Source organism: Polynucleobacter sp. 78F-HAINBA (assembly GCF_018882325.1).
Taxonomy (GTDB): domain Bacteria; phylum Pseudomonadota; class Gammaproteobacteria; order Burkholderiales; family Burkholderiaceae; genus Polynucleobacter.
In genome coordinates this window covers 26,254-44,470 of sequence record NZ_JACVOQ010000008.1, presented here as the reverse complement: position 1 = coordinate 44,470, position 18,217 = coordinate 26,254, and the positions used below count along the sequence as shown (strand labels likewise).

General features: G+C 47.3%; 11 protein-coding genes. 5 read left to right on the top strand and 6 right to left on the bottom strand.

Going from position 1 to position 18,217, the window contains the following annotated elements; genetic code table 11:
• Positions 1–6: 6 nt before the first annotated feature.
• From dnaJ to hrcA, 5 genes are all read right to left on the bottom strand, one after another.
• Positions 7–1,137: a molecular chaperone DnaJ gene (dnaJ, locus tag ICN11_RS08825; protein WP_015421905.1), complete on the bottom strand. Its 1,131-nt coding sequence runs from the start codon at positions 1,135–1,137 to the stop codon at positions 7–9.
• Between the two features lie 99 nt (positions 1,138–1,236).
• On the bottom strand, positions 1,237–3,171 hold the full coding sequence (gene dnaK, locus ICN11_RS08820) for a molecular chaperone DnaK (protein ID WP_015421906.1): 1,935 nt from the start codon (positions 3,169–3,171) through the stop codon (positions 1,237–1,239).
• 174 nt (positions 3,172–3,345) lie between these two features.
• Positions 3,346–3,906, bottom strand: a complete 561-nt coding sequence (gene grpE, locus ICN11_RS08815) for a nucleotide exchange factor GrpE (RefSeq protein WP_216230063.1) — start codon at positions 3,904–3,906, stop codon at positions 3,346–3,348.
• An 82-nt stretch (positions 3,907–3,988) separates the two neighbouring features.
• Positions 3,989–5,083: a ferrochelatase gene (gene hemH / locus ICN11_RS08810; protein WP_216230062.1), complete on the bottom strand. Its 1,095-nt coding sequence runs from the start codon at positions 5,081–5,083 to the stop codon at positions 3,989–3,991.
• Between the two features lie 44 nt (positions 5,084–5,127).
• The gene (hrcA, locus tag ICN11_RS08805) at positions 5,128–6,150 is read right to left on the bottom strand and encodes a heat-inducible transcriptional repressor HrcA (RefSeq protein ID WP_216230061.1); all 1,023 of its coding nucleotides are present in this window, start codon (positions 6,148–6,150) and stop codon (positions 5,128–5,130) included.
• A 37-nt stretch (positions 6,151–6,187) separates the two neighbouring features.
• Between hrcA and ICN11_RS08800 the strand changes: the two genes are divergently transcribed.
• Positions 6,188–7,093, top strand: coding sequence for an NAD kinase (locus ICN11_RS08800; RefSeq protein ID WP_216230060.1), 906 nt, complete (start codon positions 6,188–6,190; stop codon positions 7,091–7,093).
• Between the two features lie 26 nt (positions 7,094–7,119).
• Positions 7,120–8,790, top strand: coding sequence for a DNA repair protein RecN (gene recN, locus ICN11_RS08795; RefSeq protein WP_216230059.1), 1,671 nt, complete (start codon positions 7,120–7,122; stop codon positions 8,788–8,790).
• A 5-nt stretch (positions 8,791–8,795) separates the two neighbouring features.
• Here the strand turns inward: recN and glnE are convergent, their stop codons facing one another.
• Positions 8,796–11,612, bottom strand: a complete 2,817-nt coding sequence (glnE, locus tag ICN11_RS08790; RefSeq protein WP_216230058.1) for a bifunctional [glutamate--ammonia ligase]-adenylyl-L-tyrosine phosphorylase/[glutamate--ammonia-ligase] adenylyltransferase — start codon at positions 11,610–11,612, stop codon at positions 8,796–8,798.
• A 78-nt stretch (positions 11,613–11,690) separates the two neighbouring features.
• On the opposite strand from glnE, the gene ICN11_RS08785 reads away from it, so the two are divergent.
• From ICN11_RS08785 to tldD, 3 genes are read left to right on the top strand one after another with little or no spacing between them, the layout of a single operon-like run.
• The gene (locus ICN11_RS08785; protein WP_216230057.1) at positions 11,691–15,860 is read left to right on the top strand and encodes a YhdP family protein; all 4,170 of its coding nucleotides are present in this window, start codon (positions 11,691–11,693) and stop codon (positions 15,858–15,860) included.
• 4 nt (positions 15,861–15,864) lie between these two features.
• On the top strand, positions 15,865–16,698 hold the full coding sequence (locus tag ICN11_RS08780; RefSeq protein ID WP_216230056.1) for a carbon-nitrogen hydrolase family protein: 834 nt from the start codon (positions 15,865–15,867) through the stop codon (positions 16,696–16,698).
• A 24-nt stretch (positions 16,699–16,722) separates the two neighbouring features.
• Positions 16,723–18,213: a metalloprotease TldD gene (gene tldD, locus ICN11_RS08775; RefSeq protein WP_255539929.1), complete on the top strand. Its 1,491-nt coding sequence runs from the start codon at positions 16,723–16,725 to the stop codon at positions 18,211–18,213.
• Positions 18,214–18,217 lie beyond the last annotated feature (4 nt).

Below are 18,217 nucleotides of genomic sequence, written 5' to 3'. Positions count from 1 at the left end.
TACTAGTTAACTAAAGAAACTCTTCACACCATCAAACCAACCCTTTTGATGAGGGTTGTGTTTGTCGCCACCAGACTTCAAGCTGTCATCAAATTTTTGCAGTAATTTCTTTTGCTCATCAGTCAGCTTTACTGGGGTCTCAACAGCAACGTGAACGAAGAGATCACCAACCATAGTTGAGCGTAGACCTTTAATTCCCTTGTTGCGCAAACGGAATGTTTTACCAGTCTGCGTACCCTCAGGAATCGGAAACTCGACGCGCCCTGACAACGTTGGAACTTCAATATCGCCACCAATCGTTGCAGTTGCAAAAGAGATCGGCATTTGCACATGCAGATCGCTGCCATCGCGCTCAAATACCTTGTGGGGCTTAACTCTCACTTCTACATAAAGATCACCAGATGGTCCGCCATTCACGCCAGGTTCGCCGTTACCAACTGAGCGAACGCGCATGCCATCATCAATACCCGCAGGGATTTTGATTTCGAGTGTTTTTTGTTCTTTATGTTTACCGCTGCCATGGCAAGTCTTGCATGGCTTCGGAATGTACTCACCAGTGCCGCGACACTTGGGGCAAGTTTGCTGCATTGAGAAGAAGCCCTGTTGGACACGAACTTGACCATGACCATCACAAGTAGTACATCTCTCAGCTTTGCTGCCAGGCTCTGCGCCGGTTCCGTGACATGGCTTGCAATCACTCCAGCTTGGTACTCGAATTTGCGTGGTGTAACCCTCGGCAGCTTGCTCGAGAGTGATCTCCATGTTGTAACGTAAATCAGCACCCTTATAAACCTGTGGTCCCGACTGACGTCCACCACCTTGGCCAAAAATATCACCGAAGATATCGCCGAAGGCATCTGCAAAACCACCACCGCCAAAGCCGCCGCCGCCAAACCCACTAGACTGATCCACGCCCGCATGACCATATTGATCATAAGCAGCGCGCTTGTTTGGATCTGTAAGGGTTTCGTAAGCCTCTTTAACTTCTTTGAATTGGGCTTCCGCTGTTTTGCTATCGGGGTTGCGATCGGGGTGATGCTTCATCGCCATTTTCCGATAAGCCTTTTTTAGCTCCTCATCGCTGGCACCTTTCGCAACACCAAGCACTTCGTAATAATCGCGTTTACTTTTAGGCACAAAATTCCTCTCAACAACCTGAATGACACAAGTCGGCACGAGGCCGACTTGTTATTTAAGTACTTCTAAACTACGTTAAATAGCTTTCAATATAAGGGATTACTTCTTATCGTCCACTTCTTTGAAATCCGCATCCACTACGTCAGCATCCGGAGCGGCAGCTTGCGCGCCACCAGGAGCTGCGCCAGGAGCGGCACCACCAGCTTTAGCCTGTTCAGCAGCCATGGCTTTTTCGCCTAACTTCTGACTAGCTTTACCCAAAGCCTCAGTCTTAGCTTCAATAGCAGCTTTATCACTACCCTTGATTGCCTCATCCAATTCTTTCAGGGCAGCTTCGATTGCTTCTTTCTCGGAAGCCTCTAATGCGGAGCCATGCTCTTCCAAGGCTTTCTTGGTTGAGTGAGCCAAAGCATCGGCAGTGTTGCGCGCTGTTACTAGTTCCAATGCTTTTTTATCTTCATCGGCATTTGCTTCAGCATCTTTCACCATGCGTTGAATTTCTTCTTCAGTCAAACCAGAGTTTGCCTTAATGGTGATCTTGTTCTCTTTGCCAGTCGTCTTGTCTTTTGCAGTTACATGCAAAATACCGTTGGCATCAATATCAAAGGTCACTTCAATTTGTGGCATACCGCGTTGTGCTGGAGCAATACCTTCCAAATTAAACTCACCGAGCAATTTGTTGGCAGCAGCCATCTCACGCTCACCTTGGAAACACTTAATGGTTACCGCAGGCTGGTTATCTTCCGCTGTGGAGTAAACCTGTGAATGCTTAGTAGGGATAGTTGTGTTCTTCGGAATCATCTTGGTCATTACGCCGCCCAAGGTTTCGATACCCAATGACAATGGAGTTACGTCCAAGAGCAATACGTCCTTACGATCACCAGACAATACAGAGCCCTGAATCGCAGCACCAACAGCAACTGCTTCGTCTGGGTTCACGTCCTTACGTGGCTCTTTGCCAAAAATCTCTTTTACCTTGTCCTGAACTGCAGGCATGCGGGTTTGACCACCAACCAAAATCACGTCATCGATGTCAGCCACATTGACGCCAGCGTCTTTAATTGCAGTTAAGCAAGGACCAGCTGTACGGTTGATCAGCTCTTCTACCAAAGACTCCAACTTAGCGCGAGTGAGCTTCAAGTTCAAATGCTTAGGACCGCCTGCATCAGCAGTTACGTATGGCAAATTGATTTCAGTTTGCTGTGCAGATGACAATTCAATCTTGGCTTTTTCAGCAGCGTCTTTTAAACGTTGCAAGGCCAATACGTCTTTACTCAAATCTACGCCTTGCTCTTTCTTGAACTCAGCAATGATCCAATCAATGATGCGTTGGTCAAAGTCTTCGCCACCCAAGAAGGTATCACCGTTAGTAGAGAGCACTTCGAACTGCTTCTCACCGTCAACGTTAGCAATTTCAATGATGGATACGTCGAATGTACCGCCACCCAAGTCATACACAGCGATCTTACGATCCACTTTGTCTTGCTTGTCTAAGCCGAATGCCAATGCAGCAGCAGTTGGCTCATTGATGATGCGCTTGACGTCCAAGCCAGCAATACGACCAGCATCTTTAGTTGCTTGACGTTGGCTGTCGTTGAAGTAAGCAGGAACAGTAATCACTGCCTCAGTTACTTCTTCACCGAGATAGTCTTCGGCTGTCTTTTTCATTTTGCGCAGAATTTCTGCTGACACTTGTTGTGGTGCCATTTTTTTGTCACGCGCTTCAACCCAAGCATCACCGTTGTCCGCTTGAACAATTTTGTAAGGCATCAAACCGATGTCTTTTTGCACTTCAGCATCAGTAAATTTGCGACCCATCAAACGCTTCACTGCGTAGATAGTGTTTTTAGGATTGGTGACTGATTGGCGTTTTGCAGGTGCGCCAACTAATACTTCGCCATCTTCAACGTAAGCGATGATGGAAGGAGTTGTGCGGCCGCCCTCTGCGTTCTCGACAACTTTAGGTGCATTGTTTTCAACAACGGATACACACGAGTTCGTGGTTCCTAAGTCAATTCCGATAATCTTTCCCATAATGGCTCCAAAAAATTAAGTTATGTGTAATTTCGTAAAACTGCGAATAAATCGATATTCAATAAATGGGGTCAAAAAGAAGGAATTCAAGGGCTAAAAATGCAAAAAAGGCAGATTTCTGCCTTTTTATCCCGCTTTTTGGTGAAAAACCCCTAATTTAGGGGTTTAAATGACTTATTTCGGTGCGCTCACGGTTACCAAGGCTGGGCGCAAAATGCGATCAGCGATGGAATAACCCCTCTGAAGCACTGAAACCACGGTATTGGCCTCTTGTTCCGACGGTACGGAAGCAATCGCCTGGTGGTGGTGAGGATCAAACTTGTCGCCTACAGCTGGATTAATCTCGGTCATGCGGCCTTTTTCAAAGGCGGAGAGCAACTGCTTTAAGGTGATTTCCAGACCCTCTTTAAAGGCTTTGGCATCAACCGCCTCTGCATTTAAGGCTGCGTACAAGCTATCCGTTACCGGCACGAGATGCTCGGCAAAACTCTCAATCGCAAACTTATGCGCCTTAGAAACATCCTCGGCAGCACGACGACGAATATTCTCACCCTCGGCTTTTGCGCGGAGGTAGTTGTCTTGCATCTCCGTTAGCTTTTGATTTAACTCGGCAATCTCTTGCTCAGGCGTCTTTGCTTCAGCTTCTGCAGGAGCAGCATTGGCACCAGCCTCGGCCTGAGGATCAACGGCAATGTTTTCCTGCTCAGGGGATGGATTTTGATTTTCTTGGGTCATAGGTGCAAATTCACTTTTCTATCAGAATGGCTACTTCTCAACAATATGGGGCCGATTAAAGCAATTTCAAGTGCAACTGAGTTTAAGCAATTTTGGCTTTAGCCAACTCAGCTAGACGATCACGTTCTTGCAATACCGCATCAGACTCCACACCTAAGCTCCAACCTGACATATGTTGTTGGGCGATGTCGTACATCGCATCGATCCATTTTGGATTGCTATTGAGGCAAGGAATATAACGGTAATCTTTACCGCCATGCTCCAAAAAGATCTCGCGCGCTTCCATAGCAATCTCTTCTAAAGTCTCCAAGCAATCCGCCGGAAAACCTGGGCAAAAAATATCCACTCGCTTGCAACCTTCTTTGCCTAGCTTTTCAATCGTTGGGGCTGTATAGGGTTTGAGCCACTCCGCTTTACCAAAGCGAGATTGGAAGGTAACTAAATATTGTCCAAGCTCTAAGCCCAAAGACTCGCCAAGCAGGCGACCGGTTTTTAAGCACTCGCAATGATAGGGGTCACCCTTCATTAAATTGCGCTTAGGCAAGCCATGGAAAGACATCACAAGACGATCGCCAGCAGCGAAATCTGGACGGCCATCTTTATCCCATGCGCCGAGCACTTGATCACGTAACGCAGTGATGTAAGCAGGGTTGTCGTGATAGTGCTTTACCAAGCGCAGCTCAGGCTGATTACGCCATGTTCCCAGGACACGAAACACTTCATCAAAACTGGAAGCAGTCGTTGTTGCTGAATACTGCGGGTATAGCGGTAACAACAAAAGACGTTCCATACCCTGTGCCTGCAAGGCTTCCAGGGCTTGCTGGGTTGAAGGCTCACCATAGCGCATGGCTAGATCCACCAGCACTACTTCACCGTGATTAGCAAATTTCTCACCCAACTCTTTTGCTTGAAGGCGTGAATAATGCATTAATGGCGAACCTAGTTTTGGCAACCAAATAGAAGCGTATTTCTTTGCAGAAGCGCCACTACGAATCGGCAAAATAATGCCGTTCAAAATGCACCACCAAATAATGCGCGGGATTTCTACAACGCGTGGATCTGATAGAAATTCTTTGAGATAAGCTCTCACTGCCTTAGCAGTTGGCGCAGAAGGAGTTCCCAAGTTCAGCAATAACACTGCTGTCTTAGAAGGGCGTAAGTGAGGGTTCTGATTCAAGGAGGATCCGTCTTAATTAAAGAAAATTAAAAATGAGATTGCTATCAAGATCCCACTGGGGAACTCAATGCGCCTGATAACAATTTAGAAGTAATGTCGACAATCGGAATTACCCGATCGTATGCCATGCGAGTAGGGCCAATCACGCCGAGCGTTCCAACAATCTGACCATCCACGCTATAAGGCGCACTAATGACGGCGAGATCTTCATAAGGCAGCAAATCACTTTCACCACCAATAAAGATCTGAATGCCGTCTGCATGACTAGATACATCCAACAACTGCATGAGTACCGACTTCTGCTCCAGCATGTCAAACATCTTGCGGAGCTTATCTAAATTAGTACTGAGGTCACCGACATTGAGCAAACGACGCTCGCCCGATAGCAGCATGTCTCCTTGGCCCATGCCGTAATCGCTAACGCCACTGTGAAGCGCCAAAGCCATCAAGCCAGAAATATCACTGCGTAAGTTATCAAGATCTGAAGCTAGATGTGCTCGCACTTCAGCAAAGCTCTTACCAGCGAACTGCATATTGATGTAATTACCAGCCTCTACCAACTGGCTTGGCGTGTAGTCTTGTGTGGTGGGGAGGATGCGGTTTTGAACATCACCCTCAGGAGTCACCATGATGAGCAGTATCTTGCCTTCGCCAAGCCGCAAGAACTCGATGTGTTTGAACACTTGTGCCCGCTTAGGTGTCATCACCACCCCAGCGAAATGAGTCAAATTGGACAGAATTTGCGCAGCTGAGTTCATGACCCTTTGCGGGGAATCTGGCAAAAGGCCTTTTTCCATCTCACGGGTAGCAATTTCTTCCAAGGGGCGGACGGTCACCATCGTATCCACAAAGAGACGGTAGCCCCTTGGCGTCGGAATACGGCCGGCAGAAGTATGGGGGCTAGTGACCAAGCCCATTTCCTCTAAATCCGCCATGACATTGCGAATCGTGGCCGCAGAAAGATCCAATCCCGAGAATCGAGATAGGGTGCGTGAGCCAATAGGCTGCCCCTCTTCGATATAGCGCTCGATGAGGGTTTTCAGTAAGGCGCGGGAACGATCATCCATAGTGGAAGGGATTTTATGCGTATGGTTTAATCGTTATATGTTAAGCCCATCCCCAAATTCCAGCAAAAAGGCATTTAGCCGGGTTGCACTCGTTGGCAAATATCAGGCTGACGGCATGCAAGAGCGCCTCAAGGACCTCGCAACCCTATTAACTGAGCAAGACTGTGAAGTCTTTGTCGAAAGCGCTACCGCAAGCCATTTGGGACTAACCGCCTATCCGATTAAAAAAGTCGAAGAATTTGCGGGTGCCATCGATCTAGCAGTCGTTTTAGGTGGTGATGGCACGATGCTTGGTATTGGACGTCAATTGGCTGGCAGCAATGTACCTCTGGTGGGTATCAATATGGGTCGCTTGGGCTACATGACCGACATCCCCATTCAGAATGTTCAAACTGTTTTGCCGCAAATTATTGCTGGTGAATACGAAGCGGACACCAGAACACTGCTTGATGCAGTGGTGATGCGCAATGGCAAAGAGATTAATCAAGCCCTCGCTCTCAATGATGTCGTAGTTAATCGCTCTGGAATTTCCGGAATGGTCGAGCTTGCAGTGCGCGTTAACGGTTCATTTATGTATAACCAACGTTCCGATGGTTTGATTGTGTCAACACCTACCGGCTCAACTGCTTATGCCTTGTCTGCCGGCGGCCCCATCTTGCATCCCCGGGTAGCAGGAATTCTATTGGCACCTATTGCCCCACATTCTTTATCCAATCGCCCTATCGTATTACCGCAAGATATTGTGGTGAGCATCGAGGTGGTTGATGGCAGAGAAGTGATTGTGAACTTTGATATGCAATCCCAAACCGACTTGCAATCGGGTGACACTATTGAAGTCAGTCAATCTAAAAAAACAATCACCCTACTTCACCCTCGCAGCCATAGTGACTACAAAACCTTGCGAGAAAAGTTACATTGGAATGAGTATCCATCGACATTCTGATGTCGAATTTTTCGGTACGCTAAGGCATGCTTCAAACCCTATCGCTTCGTGACTTTGTCATCGTTGACCAGCTAGAGCTAGATCTTTCCTCGGGCTTCACGGTCCTCACCGGTGAAACAGGTGCCGGCAAATCCATTCTCTTAGATGCACTTAGCCTCGTGTTGGGTGAGCGTGCAGATAGCAGTCAAATTCGTGAAGGCTGTAACCGCGCAGAAATTAGCGCCCTCTTTCGAATTGATCCACAGCAAATTGATCACTTCAATCAATGGCTTGATGAACAAGGCTTTCCACTTGAAGATGAAGGGCAAAGCCTGCTCCTCAAAAGAACTGTAGAAGTAAATGGTCGCAGCCGAGCTTTCATTAACGGTAGCGTAGCAACCTTGGCGCAGCTCCGTGAAGCAGGCGATCAATTAGTAGATATTCATGGGCAACACGCGCATCAACTATTACTCAAAGGTGGTGCGCAACGTGAACTATTGGATCGCCATGCGAATCATATGGATCTGGCCGCCGAGGTCTCTCAATTATTTAAAACCCTCAATGAATCACGTCGCAAACTAGAGCAAGCAGAAAATGCTGGCCAAGATATTGAGCGCGAGCGCGAACGTTTGGAATGGCAATTGGAGGAACTCACTGAACTTTCTCCGCAAGAAGGTGAATGGACAACCATTCAAAGTGAGCATGCTCGTCTAGCTAATGGCGCAAAAATTATTAGTGGCTGCCAAGAAGCGATCGATGTCCTGAGTGAGGCAGATAACTCAGTTGAGTCAACCCTCTCTAAAGTCAGCAGCAACATGAGTGGATTAGCAGAGCACGACTCCGCACTCAGCGATATTAGCCAAGCTTTAGAGTCAGCACAAATTCAGATAGATGAAGCGGTGCATAGTCTCAATCGTTATTTGCAAAAACTCGATTTAGATCCTGCGCGTCTCAGCGAAGTAGAGGAGCGCATGCAAGCCCTCCATAGCGCAGCTAGAAAATATCGCACCGAAGCAGATGATTTGCCAAAACTCCTTATCGAGACCACCGAACGTTTAGAGGCATTAACCGCTTCTCAAAATATTGAAGCTTTACGTGAAAAAGTGAAGCAAGAAGAGCTTGCGTATCTTAAGCAAGCAAAGCAACTCTCGCAAAAACGCAATAAAGCTGCGCTAGATTTAGGAAAACAAGTTACCACTGCCATGCAAGACCTATCCATGGCAGGCGGGCAACTGGAAATTGCTTTGCTACCTCTTGCCGAAGGTGGTGCTCATGGTCTAGAGCAAATTGAATTTCTGGTTGCAGGTCATGCTGGCAGCACCCCACGTGCATTAGCTAAAGTAGCCTCCGGCGGTGAATTGGCTCGTATTAGCTTAGCCATTAGCGTGATCACCAGCAAAGCATCATTCACACCCACACTTATATTTGATGAGGTTGACGCCGGCATCGGTGGAGCTGTTGCGGAGACGGTTGGAAAATTATTGCGGCAGCTTGGCCAATCACATCAAATTCTCTGTGTGACCCACTTGCCACAAGTAGCTGCACAAGGCAATCATCATTTGAAGGTAAGTAAATCTCAGGCGGACGATAAAACCCTTTCCCAAGTCATGCCGCTTGGAAGGCCTGAGCGAGTGGAAGAAGTTGCCCGCATGTTGGGCGGAGCAACGATTACCGACACTACACGTCGACACGCTCGAGAACTGTTAGAGAAAAACTAGGTTTTTCAAGCGTCCGAAGGGGCAAGAAATATTTCTTGCCATAAAGCCAGCACCACTTCTCTTGCTTGAACCAGTTGAGGCTCAAGCCCCAAATCTACCCGCGTCTTTTCAGCACCATCTAAACGTAAGCGATGTTGACGCGCTCGGAGCAGACGATAAGCATCGGCAACCTCTTGAGCCATTGAGACCTGAATTAAACCCACCTCTCCAGCTATTCGTAGTAAGGCGATATTCCCCAGGTTGCCAATAAGCTGTGGGTGGGTATTTGAAAATGCCAAGACTAAAAATTGCACGATGAATTCAATATCGACCATGCCTCCGGCATCATGCTTTAAATCAAAATCGGGGGTAGGGTTTGGATGCCCGGCATGAACCTTGCGGCGCATTTCCAAAATCTCATGACGCAACTGATCAACATCGCGCTTCTGACTTAAAACCTCAGAACGAACATCGTCAAAGAACCCTCCAACAACCTTACTTCCCGCGGAGAACCTTGCGCGCGTTAGGGCTTGATGCTCCCAAACCCATGCAGCGTTATCGCCCTCGCGTAACTGGTATTTCTTAAACGCATCGGCATTCGTTACTAAAAATCCTGCGGAGCCATTTGGGCGCAAACGTGTATCGATTTCAAATAGGCTGCCAGCCGATGTATAGGCGGTTAACCAGTTGATCATCCGCTTAGCGAGTAAGGCATAAATTTCTTGAGCGGCAAAATCTGTTTCCTCGGCTTGATACAAGAAAACCAAGTCCAAGTCCGAGGCATATCCCAACTCTTTACCACCTAACTTTCCATAGGAGATCACTGCAAATGGCACAGTTGCATCAAGCGGTAATTCAAACTTATTAGCTACGCTTGACCACACACGTTCAAAAGTGGTCTGTAATATTAAGTCGGCTAAAGCAGATAAATGATCGCTGACCTTCTCCACAGAAAGCTCATGATCGACACCAATTCCCAAATCTGCCAGCAAGGTAATGAAGGTTTCGGTATGGTGGGTAATGCGCAAAATATCCATCGCCTGCTCTGAGCCATCACCATCAGACATCACGTCATCTAGGCGCATTTTCAAAGTAGCTGTAACTTCTAGCCAGTACTGCTCGGGGTTCTCAATCAACGCCTTTTCAGTACGCGAGTTGAGCAAGTAATCCAAGAGATGGGGATGTCTAGTTAAATACTCTGCACCCCATTGAGAGGCTTTGAGTAAAGCCAATACATTCGATAGCGCCTGTGGATACTCAGCAAGAATCGACAAATACGCACTGCGACGGGCAACTGCTTCCAACAAATCAAAAAAACGAAGTAAGGTATGGTCCGCACTAATCCCAATCGGCTGATCCGCTTGTAGGCTATCTGCAGCCTTGCGAATGAGGTTGTTAAAGATGATTCTGCTTTTTTCTGGCAACTGTCTCTGCTTAGAGCTATCAGCCCATACCAACCACCGCGCCACAGCCTCTGGAAACAGAGTGCTATCAGGCGCCCATCCTGCAGGCAATGATGCACTGTCGAGACGCGCAGCATCATCCAGTACAAACGCTTTTTCAAAGTACTGGGCTACTGCTGCTTGGTGTTGGTCAAGCTTCGAAAGGAATGCGGACTGCTCTTGAATTTGATTGGGGCCAGTCATACTCGCCGCCAAGCGAGTACGAGTGCTCTCATCTTCAGGTAAATAATGCGTCTGTTGATCCTCCCAAACCTGAATCCGATGCTCTAAGCGACGCAGGTAAACGTAAGCCGCCTTAAGATCATCCACCTCATCAACCGGCAAAATGCCTTGCTGCTTTATCAAATCCAACACTTCTAAAGTAGGTCGAATGCGAAAGCGAGGATCTGTACCTCCACGCATCAACTGAAACATTTGCGCCAAGAACTCAATTTCACGGATGCCACCACGACCCAACTTAATATCCCTGGATCGACCATGATGATTGGATGAACGCTTCTCAGCTTCATGCTGAATCTGCGCATGCAATTCACGGATGGAGGCAATCACGCCGTAATCTAAATGACGGCGATAAACAAAGGGGCGAATCAATTGATCGAGCTCACGCTCACAATAAGCAAAGGCGGGTGAGTCGGGCAATGGTGAAATTAACCTACCCTTAATCCAAGCGTAGCGCTCCCACTCTCTACCCTGTACCAGCAAGTATTCCTCAAGCATGTCGAGACTACAAACTAAAGGGCCTGAATCTCCATTTGGCCTCAGGCGCATATCCACCCGAAATACAAAGCCATTTGCATCATGCTCTGCCATGAGCTTAATCAAACGTTTACCCATGCGAGTAAACCACTCGTGATAGGACAAGCTTTTGGGGCCGCCCTGAGTATCGCCCTCATGCTCGTACAAAAAAATGAGGTCAATATCAGAGGAGAGATTAAGCTCTAGACCGCCTAACTTACCCATACCCACCACCATCAAGGGCATCTCCGAGTCCGTGACTGAGCTCCAAGGAATGCCAAAACGACGCTGTAGATCCTCGCGTATATAGGCAATCGAAAGAGCCAGCGCCTCCTCAGCGAAATGACTCAGTGCATGAGTCACCTCATTGAGATCGGCCATACCATTGAGATCTCGGCAGGCAACCCAGAGCATAAGACGCTGCCTCGCCAGCCTCAGATCCGCCATAAATTGAGCCTCATCCTGCTCCGGAAGTGCTAAAGCATCCTGACAAGGGCTCAGTAAACCCCGAATACCCGAGACATCGACCTTAAAGGCGGCTTGAGACTGGAGCCAATCCTCCCATTCAGGGTGAGAATTAAGCCAGCGTTGAGCGTAGCTGGAGTGCTGCTTTAAAAATTCAATTTGGGCGGCAAATTCGGTCATTTCTCCATATTAATCCGACTTTAGACACAAACCTCAGAAGCTTGGAGATCGCCCAATGGCTGACGGATAATAGAGTCCATGCTTCGAAATATTATCCGGACTCGCCTGCAGAGCGTGCTTCAAAAACGTCCTCCAGGTTCTGGCAGTCGTTGGCGTAAGCGTGCCCTCATCCTTGCCGGCATCACGGTGGTGTTTTTTGTACTTGGCCATCTTGGGGTACGTTTTGTTTTATGGCCTCAGATTGAGAAATCGAAGCCCACCCTAGAGCGCCTCATGAGTTCGCGCTTAGGCGCCAATGTCACGATGGATGCCGTGCAGGTCTCTTGGACTGGAATTCGCCCGAGCTTTGCAATTCAGGGATTGCGCTTTAACAATCCAAATTCGTCTACTCCATCATTATTCATTCAAGATATCAGCGGACAACTCAGCTGGTTGTCTTTTTATCACCTAGCCCCCTATTTTCATGAAATCACCCTTGATCAGGTTCAACTGTACGCACAACGAGATGTCAAAGGCGAAGTTTCTATTGGCGGAATTCCCATTCATAGCAGCGCTGATAATTTTGCAACTGAGAATTGGTTATTTGCTCAAAATGATATCCAAATTAGCAATGTCAAAATTTTTTGGGAAGATCAACAAAGTCGCAAGCTAAAAACCTCTATTGATATTCAACGTGCTCATCTCACTAATGGCATTCGCAGTCATGATGCTGAGCTAATCACGCAAACGCCTTGGAGCCCCAACCCAATCAAACTCCAGGCTGAATTTGTTCACCATCTTGCTGGACAAGCGGGCGATTGGCGGGACTGGGTCGGAAGTTTTACATGGGAACTTTCTGAACTGAACCTGGGTCGAATTTCCAAAGATCTCAGCCTTCCGCTATATGACTTGGCCGGGAAACTCAACTCCAAAGGCAATCTGGGGCTTGATGGCGGGAAGGTCAATGGCGGACAAATATCCTTAATAGCCGATCAACTTATAGTGCAATTAAATAAAGGTGAAGATCCGGTTGAATTTGGCAGGCTAGAAACTGATCTAGTGCAAGACACGGATGGCGGCCTCAATTCCATCACAACAAAAACTTTGTCATGGCGCAATATCGACAGCCCCGCCACTGCCCCCTTAGATAAATTAAGTCCGATTACTTTCCGCTGGCGCTCACCAAAAGATGGTGGCGAGATCAAAGAGTTCGGCCTCTCTTCACCCAAAATACAAATGGAAGATATTGCACTCTTTGCACTCAATCTTCCACTCCCAAAAAAGATTCATCAGTGGATAAAAACTTCTGAGGCGGATGGCGAGCTTCAGAATTTGGATATGAATTGGTCTGAGAGTCAATCCGCCCTTGCGGCCTTACCCATACCAGGAAATTGGTTTTCTTCCAACAAGCTCGATTTCACTATCAGCGCAAAGCTCAATGACATTAGCTTCACAGGGGTAAATAAATCAATGCCCTCAGCTTCACATTTATCTGGCAACTTAGTCAGCAATCAGAAGCAAGGCAACTTTACGCTTGACTCCAGCAATCTTGAGTTGGTGATGAATGATTTTCTATCTGACTCTGAGATTCAATTAGATCGCGCAAAAGGGAATATCAATTGGTCCAAACAAAAAGGGGGCTGGTTAATCAATGCTAAAAAAATGCAGCTCAGCAACTCCGAAATCACCACCAATTTTGATCTTAACTACCTGATCGGCGCTACCAAGCAGCCCGATCAAATGACGCTAGATATGGAATTCGTTAAGGCGAAATTAGCGACAGCACATCGCTATCTACCTGTTGGGATGGATAAAGATAGCCGGCTATACCTAAGCAAAGCTTTTGATTCTGGAGAGATTCAAAATGGCTCTTTACACATCAAGGGCGACCCGAATCAAGCACCTTACCCAAGCGGAACTGCTGGGGAACTCAGCTTGCACCTACCTTTCTCCAAAGCAAGCTTCAAGCCGGCACCCTTACTTCCGAGAAGCCAAGGAGTTTGGCAAGCATTTAGTAATGTCAGCGGCAACATCGACATTAGGCAGGCAGTTCTTAATATTGACATCGATAAAGCAAGTTATAAAAAAGTAGCGCTTACCGCCGTCAAATCTCAAATCCCGAATCTCAGCGCTAAAAATCTCACCTTATTCATCAATGGATCGATCGAAGGGGATGGCTCTGAAATTCTTGAGTACGTATTCGCATCACCTGTGGGCGTTCAACAAGCGAACCTGGCAAAGAATCTCATCCTCAAAGGCCCAGTGAATTTGGGTCTTGATTTAAAAATCCCATTGTCTGGAAGTGACGATGTTAACTTTGATGTAAAAATTAATCTCCCCGGAAATCAAGCTCAATGGGGACAAGCTCCCCCATTAGAGAACCTAAAGGGTAAGTTGCGAATTACCGAGGTCAATCCAGAGTTCGAAAATGTCACTGCAAACTTTTTAGGTGGAGCCCTGAAGATTTCTAGCGCACCATCTGCAGTAGGCAACACTAGCTTCAGCATTGGTGGTGACATCAACGCCAGCTTTATAAAAGACTATATTTCGGGAAATTTAAAGTCTCGAACTCATCCCGCACTTTTGACTGCAATGAGTGGATCAGCTAAATATGAAGGCTTGATCAACTTTAATAAGGCTGGCAGCCAAACCAATTTGAAGTTTGATTTACGTAATTGGGCAAGCTCTGCCCCAGCACCCGCCAAGAAATTAGCTGGCGCTCCTATGTTGGGCGAATTGAGCTTAAAAACTTATCCAGCAAGTAAGAGCAATCCAGTGCGCGCAGATTGGTCTGGAAAACTGGGAGACCAATATTTCCTCCAGGGAAACCTTAATTCAGCCAATGACGTAAAAAATGCATTGGGAGTAGGAACCCCAACGCCACTTCCGCAACAAGGTACTTCTTTCCACCTGGCCAGCAATGAACTCAATCTCGATCAATGGATAGAGTTTTTTGGAGCGGATAAATCAACGAATAAAGCGAGTGATTTTAAGCAATCCGACGCGCCTGAGGACGGTATCCAAGTATCCGCTCAAGTGAAAAAATTAATTGCCCTGGACCGCGAATGGACTGACGTCAGTATGCAGTCTCAGAAGAAAAATACAGTCTGGCAACTGCGCTTGAATGCCCCACAAATTGCTGGTCAAGTGCAATGGCAATCCAGTAGCATCGATCATCCGAGCGGATTTATTACTGGGAGACTCACGCGCCTGAAGATGCCAGATCAACGCGCAGCTCCAGACTTACCAAATAAGGAAGATGCGCCACAAAAATCATCCTCCCTGAAGACGCCCGTCAGCCCCAACGCGATTCCCAGCTTAGATTTATCAATCGATGACTTGAGCTGGACAAAAGCAAAGCTAGGCGCAGTGAAGATCAAATCTAGAACTAGTCAGGATCTCATGAAGGTCGAGTCCATTCAGATTAATAATCCACAAGGCAACTCGATAATCAAGGGTCAATGGCTTGCCCGTACTCCAAAAAATAATGAATTGAGCTCATTCACTGCAGATGTGAATATCAAAGATGCAGGACAAATCATTTCCCATTGGAGTAACTCTAAGTCGGTAGAAGGTGGTGAAGGAAAACTCAATGCTGTACTCTCGTGGTCTGGGTCTCCCTTTTCACCAAACTATGATTCTCTTGCGGGTGACATTAGCCTTGACCTTGCTAAGGGTCGCCTACTCGAAGTCAATACCGATGGAGCAAAATTACTGGACATTCTAAGTCTGCAAAGTTTATTTAGATTTGCCACTTTTGACTTAAAGGGCAGTCTAGGCAACCTGGCAACCAAAGGCACTCCCTTTAACACAATAAATAGCAACTTTGAGATCGCACAGGGAATTGCACAAACCAAGCAATTCACCATGATCCTAGATCAAGCTCGTGTAGCGATGACCGGACAAATTAATTTCCCCAATGAGTCGCAAGATCTTCGCGTCACTATTTTCCCCACAATTGATGCTACCGCTGGATCACTAGCGGCATTCGTGATCAACCCTATTATCGGTCTAGGAGCGGTAGTGGGTCAGTACCTCATTACCAATCAAATTAATCGCACTTTACAAACGGATTATTTGATTCAGGGCTCTTGGGAGAATCCGGAAGTGATTCCGCTTGATCAGAAGGGCCAACCACTTGATGCGAAAACGCTAGAGACAATTCGCACTAAGAATCTCCTGAAAGAGCAAACTAAACCTAGCTCGCCTAATTCCGCGCCCGTAATCCCACCTAATAATCAAACTCCTTCTACCCAAATGCCAGGCTAAGCAGATGAATATGCCAAGAAATACTTCTGAACTCAACGTAGCATCGATACAAATGGTATCGACCCCTAGTCTTAATGAGAACCTCGAAGTTGCAGCATATTTGGCTAAAGCTGCTGCGGAGAGCGGGGCTCAGCTTGCCGTTCTTCCAGAATATTTTTGCTTGATGGGTTTAAAAGATACTGATAAGGTAAATGTGAGAGAAGTTGCAGGCTCGGGCCTAATTCAAGAACGCCTTGCAGCTGTGGCACAAGAAAACAATATCTTTCTGGTTGCTGGCACCATACCTCTAGAGGCTAAAGAGTCGAACAAAGTTCTCAACACTTCCCTGGTGTTTGATCCTTTAGGCAAGCAAATCGCCCGCTACGACAAAATTCATTTATTTGGCTTTCAGACTGATACAGAGCGCTACGAGGAATCTGAAACTATTGCTGCAGGTAGCCAACCCGGTCAATTTACAATCAGGCTCAATGAAGTTGACTGGCGTTTTGGCTTAAGCATCTGTTACGACCTACGTTTTCCAGAGTTATATCGCTCGCTTGGGCAAGTTGATTGCCACATCATTCCAGCTGCATTTACTTACACTACCGGCAAAGACCATTGGGAAATTCTGCTGCGCGCCCGCGCTATTGAAAACCAATGCTATGTTTTAGCCTCAGCCCAAGGCGGCGTTCATCTTAATCAGCGCCGCACCTGGGGTGAAAGCATGCTAATTGATCCTTGGGGGGAGATATTGAGCAAGCTTCCTGAAGGTCAAGGTTTTATTCAGGGCACACTCAGCAAAGATAAATTAAAAGAGGTACGCTCTAAGCTACCCGCACTAAAACACCGCAAGCTTTAATACAGAAAGTTCAGCTAAATCAAGATGAGAGCACCAGAAGCATTATTTCCGAGTGATTGGACTAAACCCAAGAAGCAGGCTGACCTTCTTAAGCTGGCTAAATCTATTCTGCTTGAACCAACTGGCCTTTCTGAGCAAGATTTGCATCATACCTTCGGCAACATGTTTACGCATCAGCTCGACGATGCCGACCTTTACTTCCAACATACCCGCAGCGAGAGCTGGAGTCTAGAAGAGGGCATTGTCAAATCCGGTAGCTTTAGCATTGATCAAGGTGTTGGAGTGCGCGCGATCTATGGCGATAAAACTGCCTTTGCTTATTCTGATGAAATTAATTTAGAAGCTCTCAACAAGGCGGCTAAATCCACCCGTGTAATTGGCCCTCAAGGCGGTACACGAGCTGTTGCGAGCAAAATATTTACACCCGCATCCAACGAACTCTACTCAGACTTAAATCCCTTAGATTCACTGGCACCACAAGAAAAGATTGCCTTACTTGAAGGTATTGAGCGTCGCGCAAAAGCCCGTGATCCCCGCATCATTCAAGTGATGGCTAGCTTGGCTGGTGAGTTTGATGTGGTGCTTGTAGTTCGAGCTGATGGCTTACTAGCTGCCGACGTACGCCCTCTAGTACGAGTATCAGTACATGTGATCGCCGAACAAAATGGCCGTCGCGAGTCTGGATCCTCAGGCGGCGGCGCTCGTCATGATTACCATTACTTCAATACTGAGCTCATTAATCAATATGTTGATGAAGCTGTGGATGGCGCATTGATTAACTTAGACTCTCGCCCCGCTCCTGCCGGACCAATGACCGTAGTCATGGGTCCAGGATGGCCTGGAGTGCTATTGCATGAAGCAGTAGGTCACGGCCTTGAAGGCGACTTTAATCGCAAGGGTTCATCTGCTTTTGCCGGCTGTATTGGACAGCGCGTTGCCGCTAAGGGTGTCACCGTCGTAGATGATGGAACCCTCTCTGGTCGTCGCGGCTCACTCAATATTGATGATGAAGGTACACCTACCCAGTGCACTACCCTGATTGAAGACGGCATTTTGAAAGGCTATATTCAAGACAGCCTGAATGCTCGTCTGATGAATATGCCTCTGACTGGAAACGGTCGACGCGAGAGTTTTGCCTCCCTACCAATGCCCCGCATGACCAATACTTACATGTTGGCTGGCAAAGATGACCCCCAAGAAATCGTAGCCAGCATCAAACGCGGCCTCTACGCAGTAAACTTTGGAGGGGGTCAAGTCGATATTACTAGCGGTAAATTCGTGTTTTCAGCCTCAGAAGCCTATTGGGTAGAAAACGGCAAAATTCAATACCCAGTAAAAGGTGCCACCATTATTGGTAGCGGTCCGGAGTCCCTAAAACAGGTCTCCATGATCGGAAATGACCTGAAATTAGACGGTGGCATTGGGGTTTGCGGCAAAGAAGGTCAGAGCGTCCCCGTGGGCGTTGGGCAGCCAACTTTACGCATCGACAGCCTGACTGTCGGGGGAACCGCTTAATACG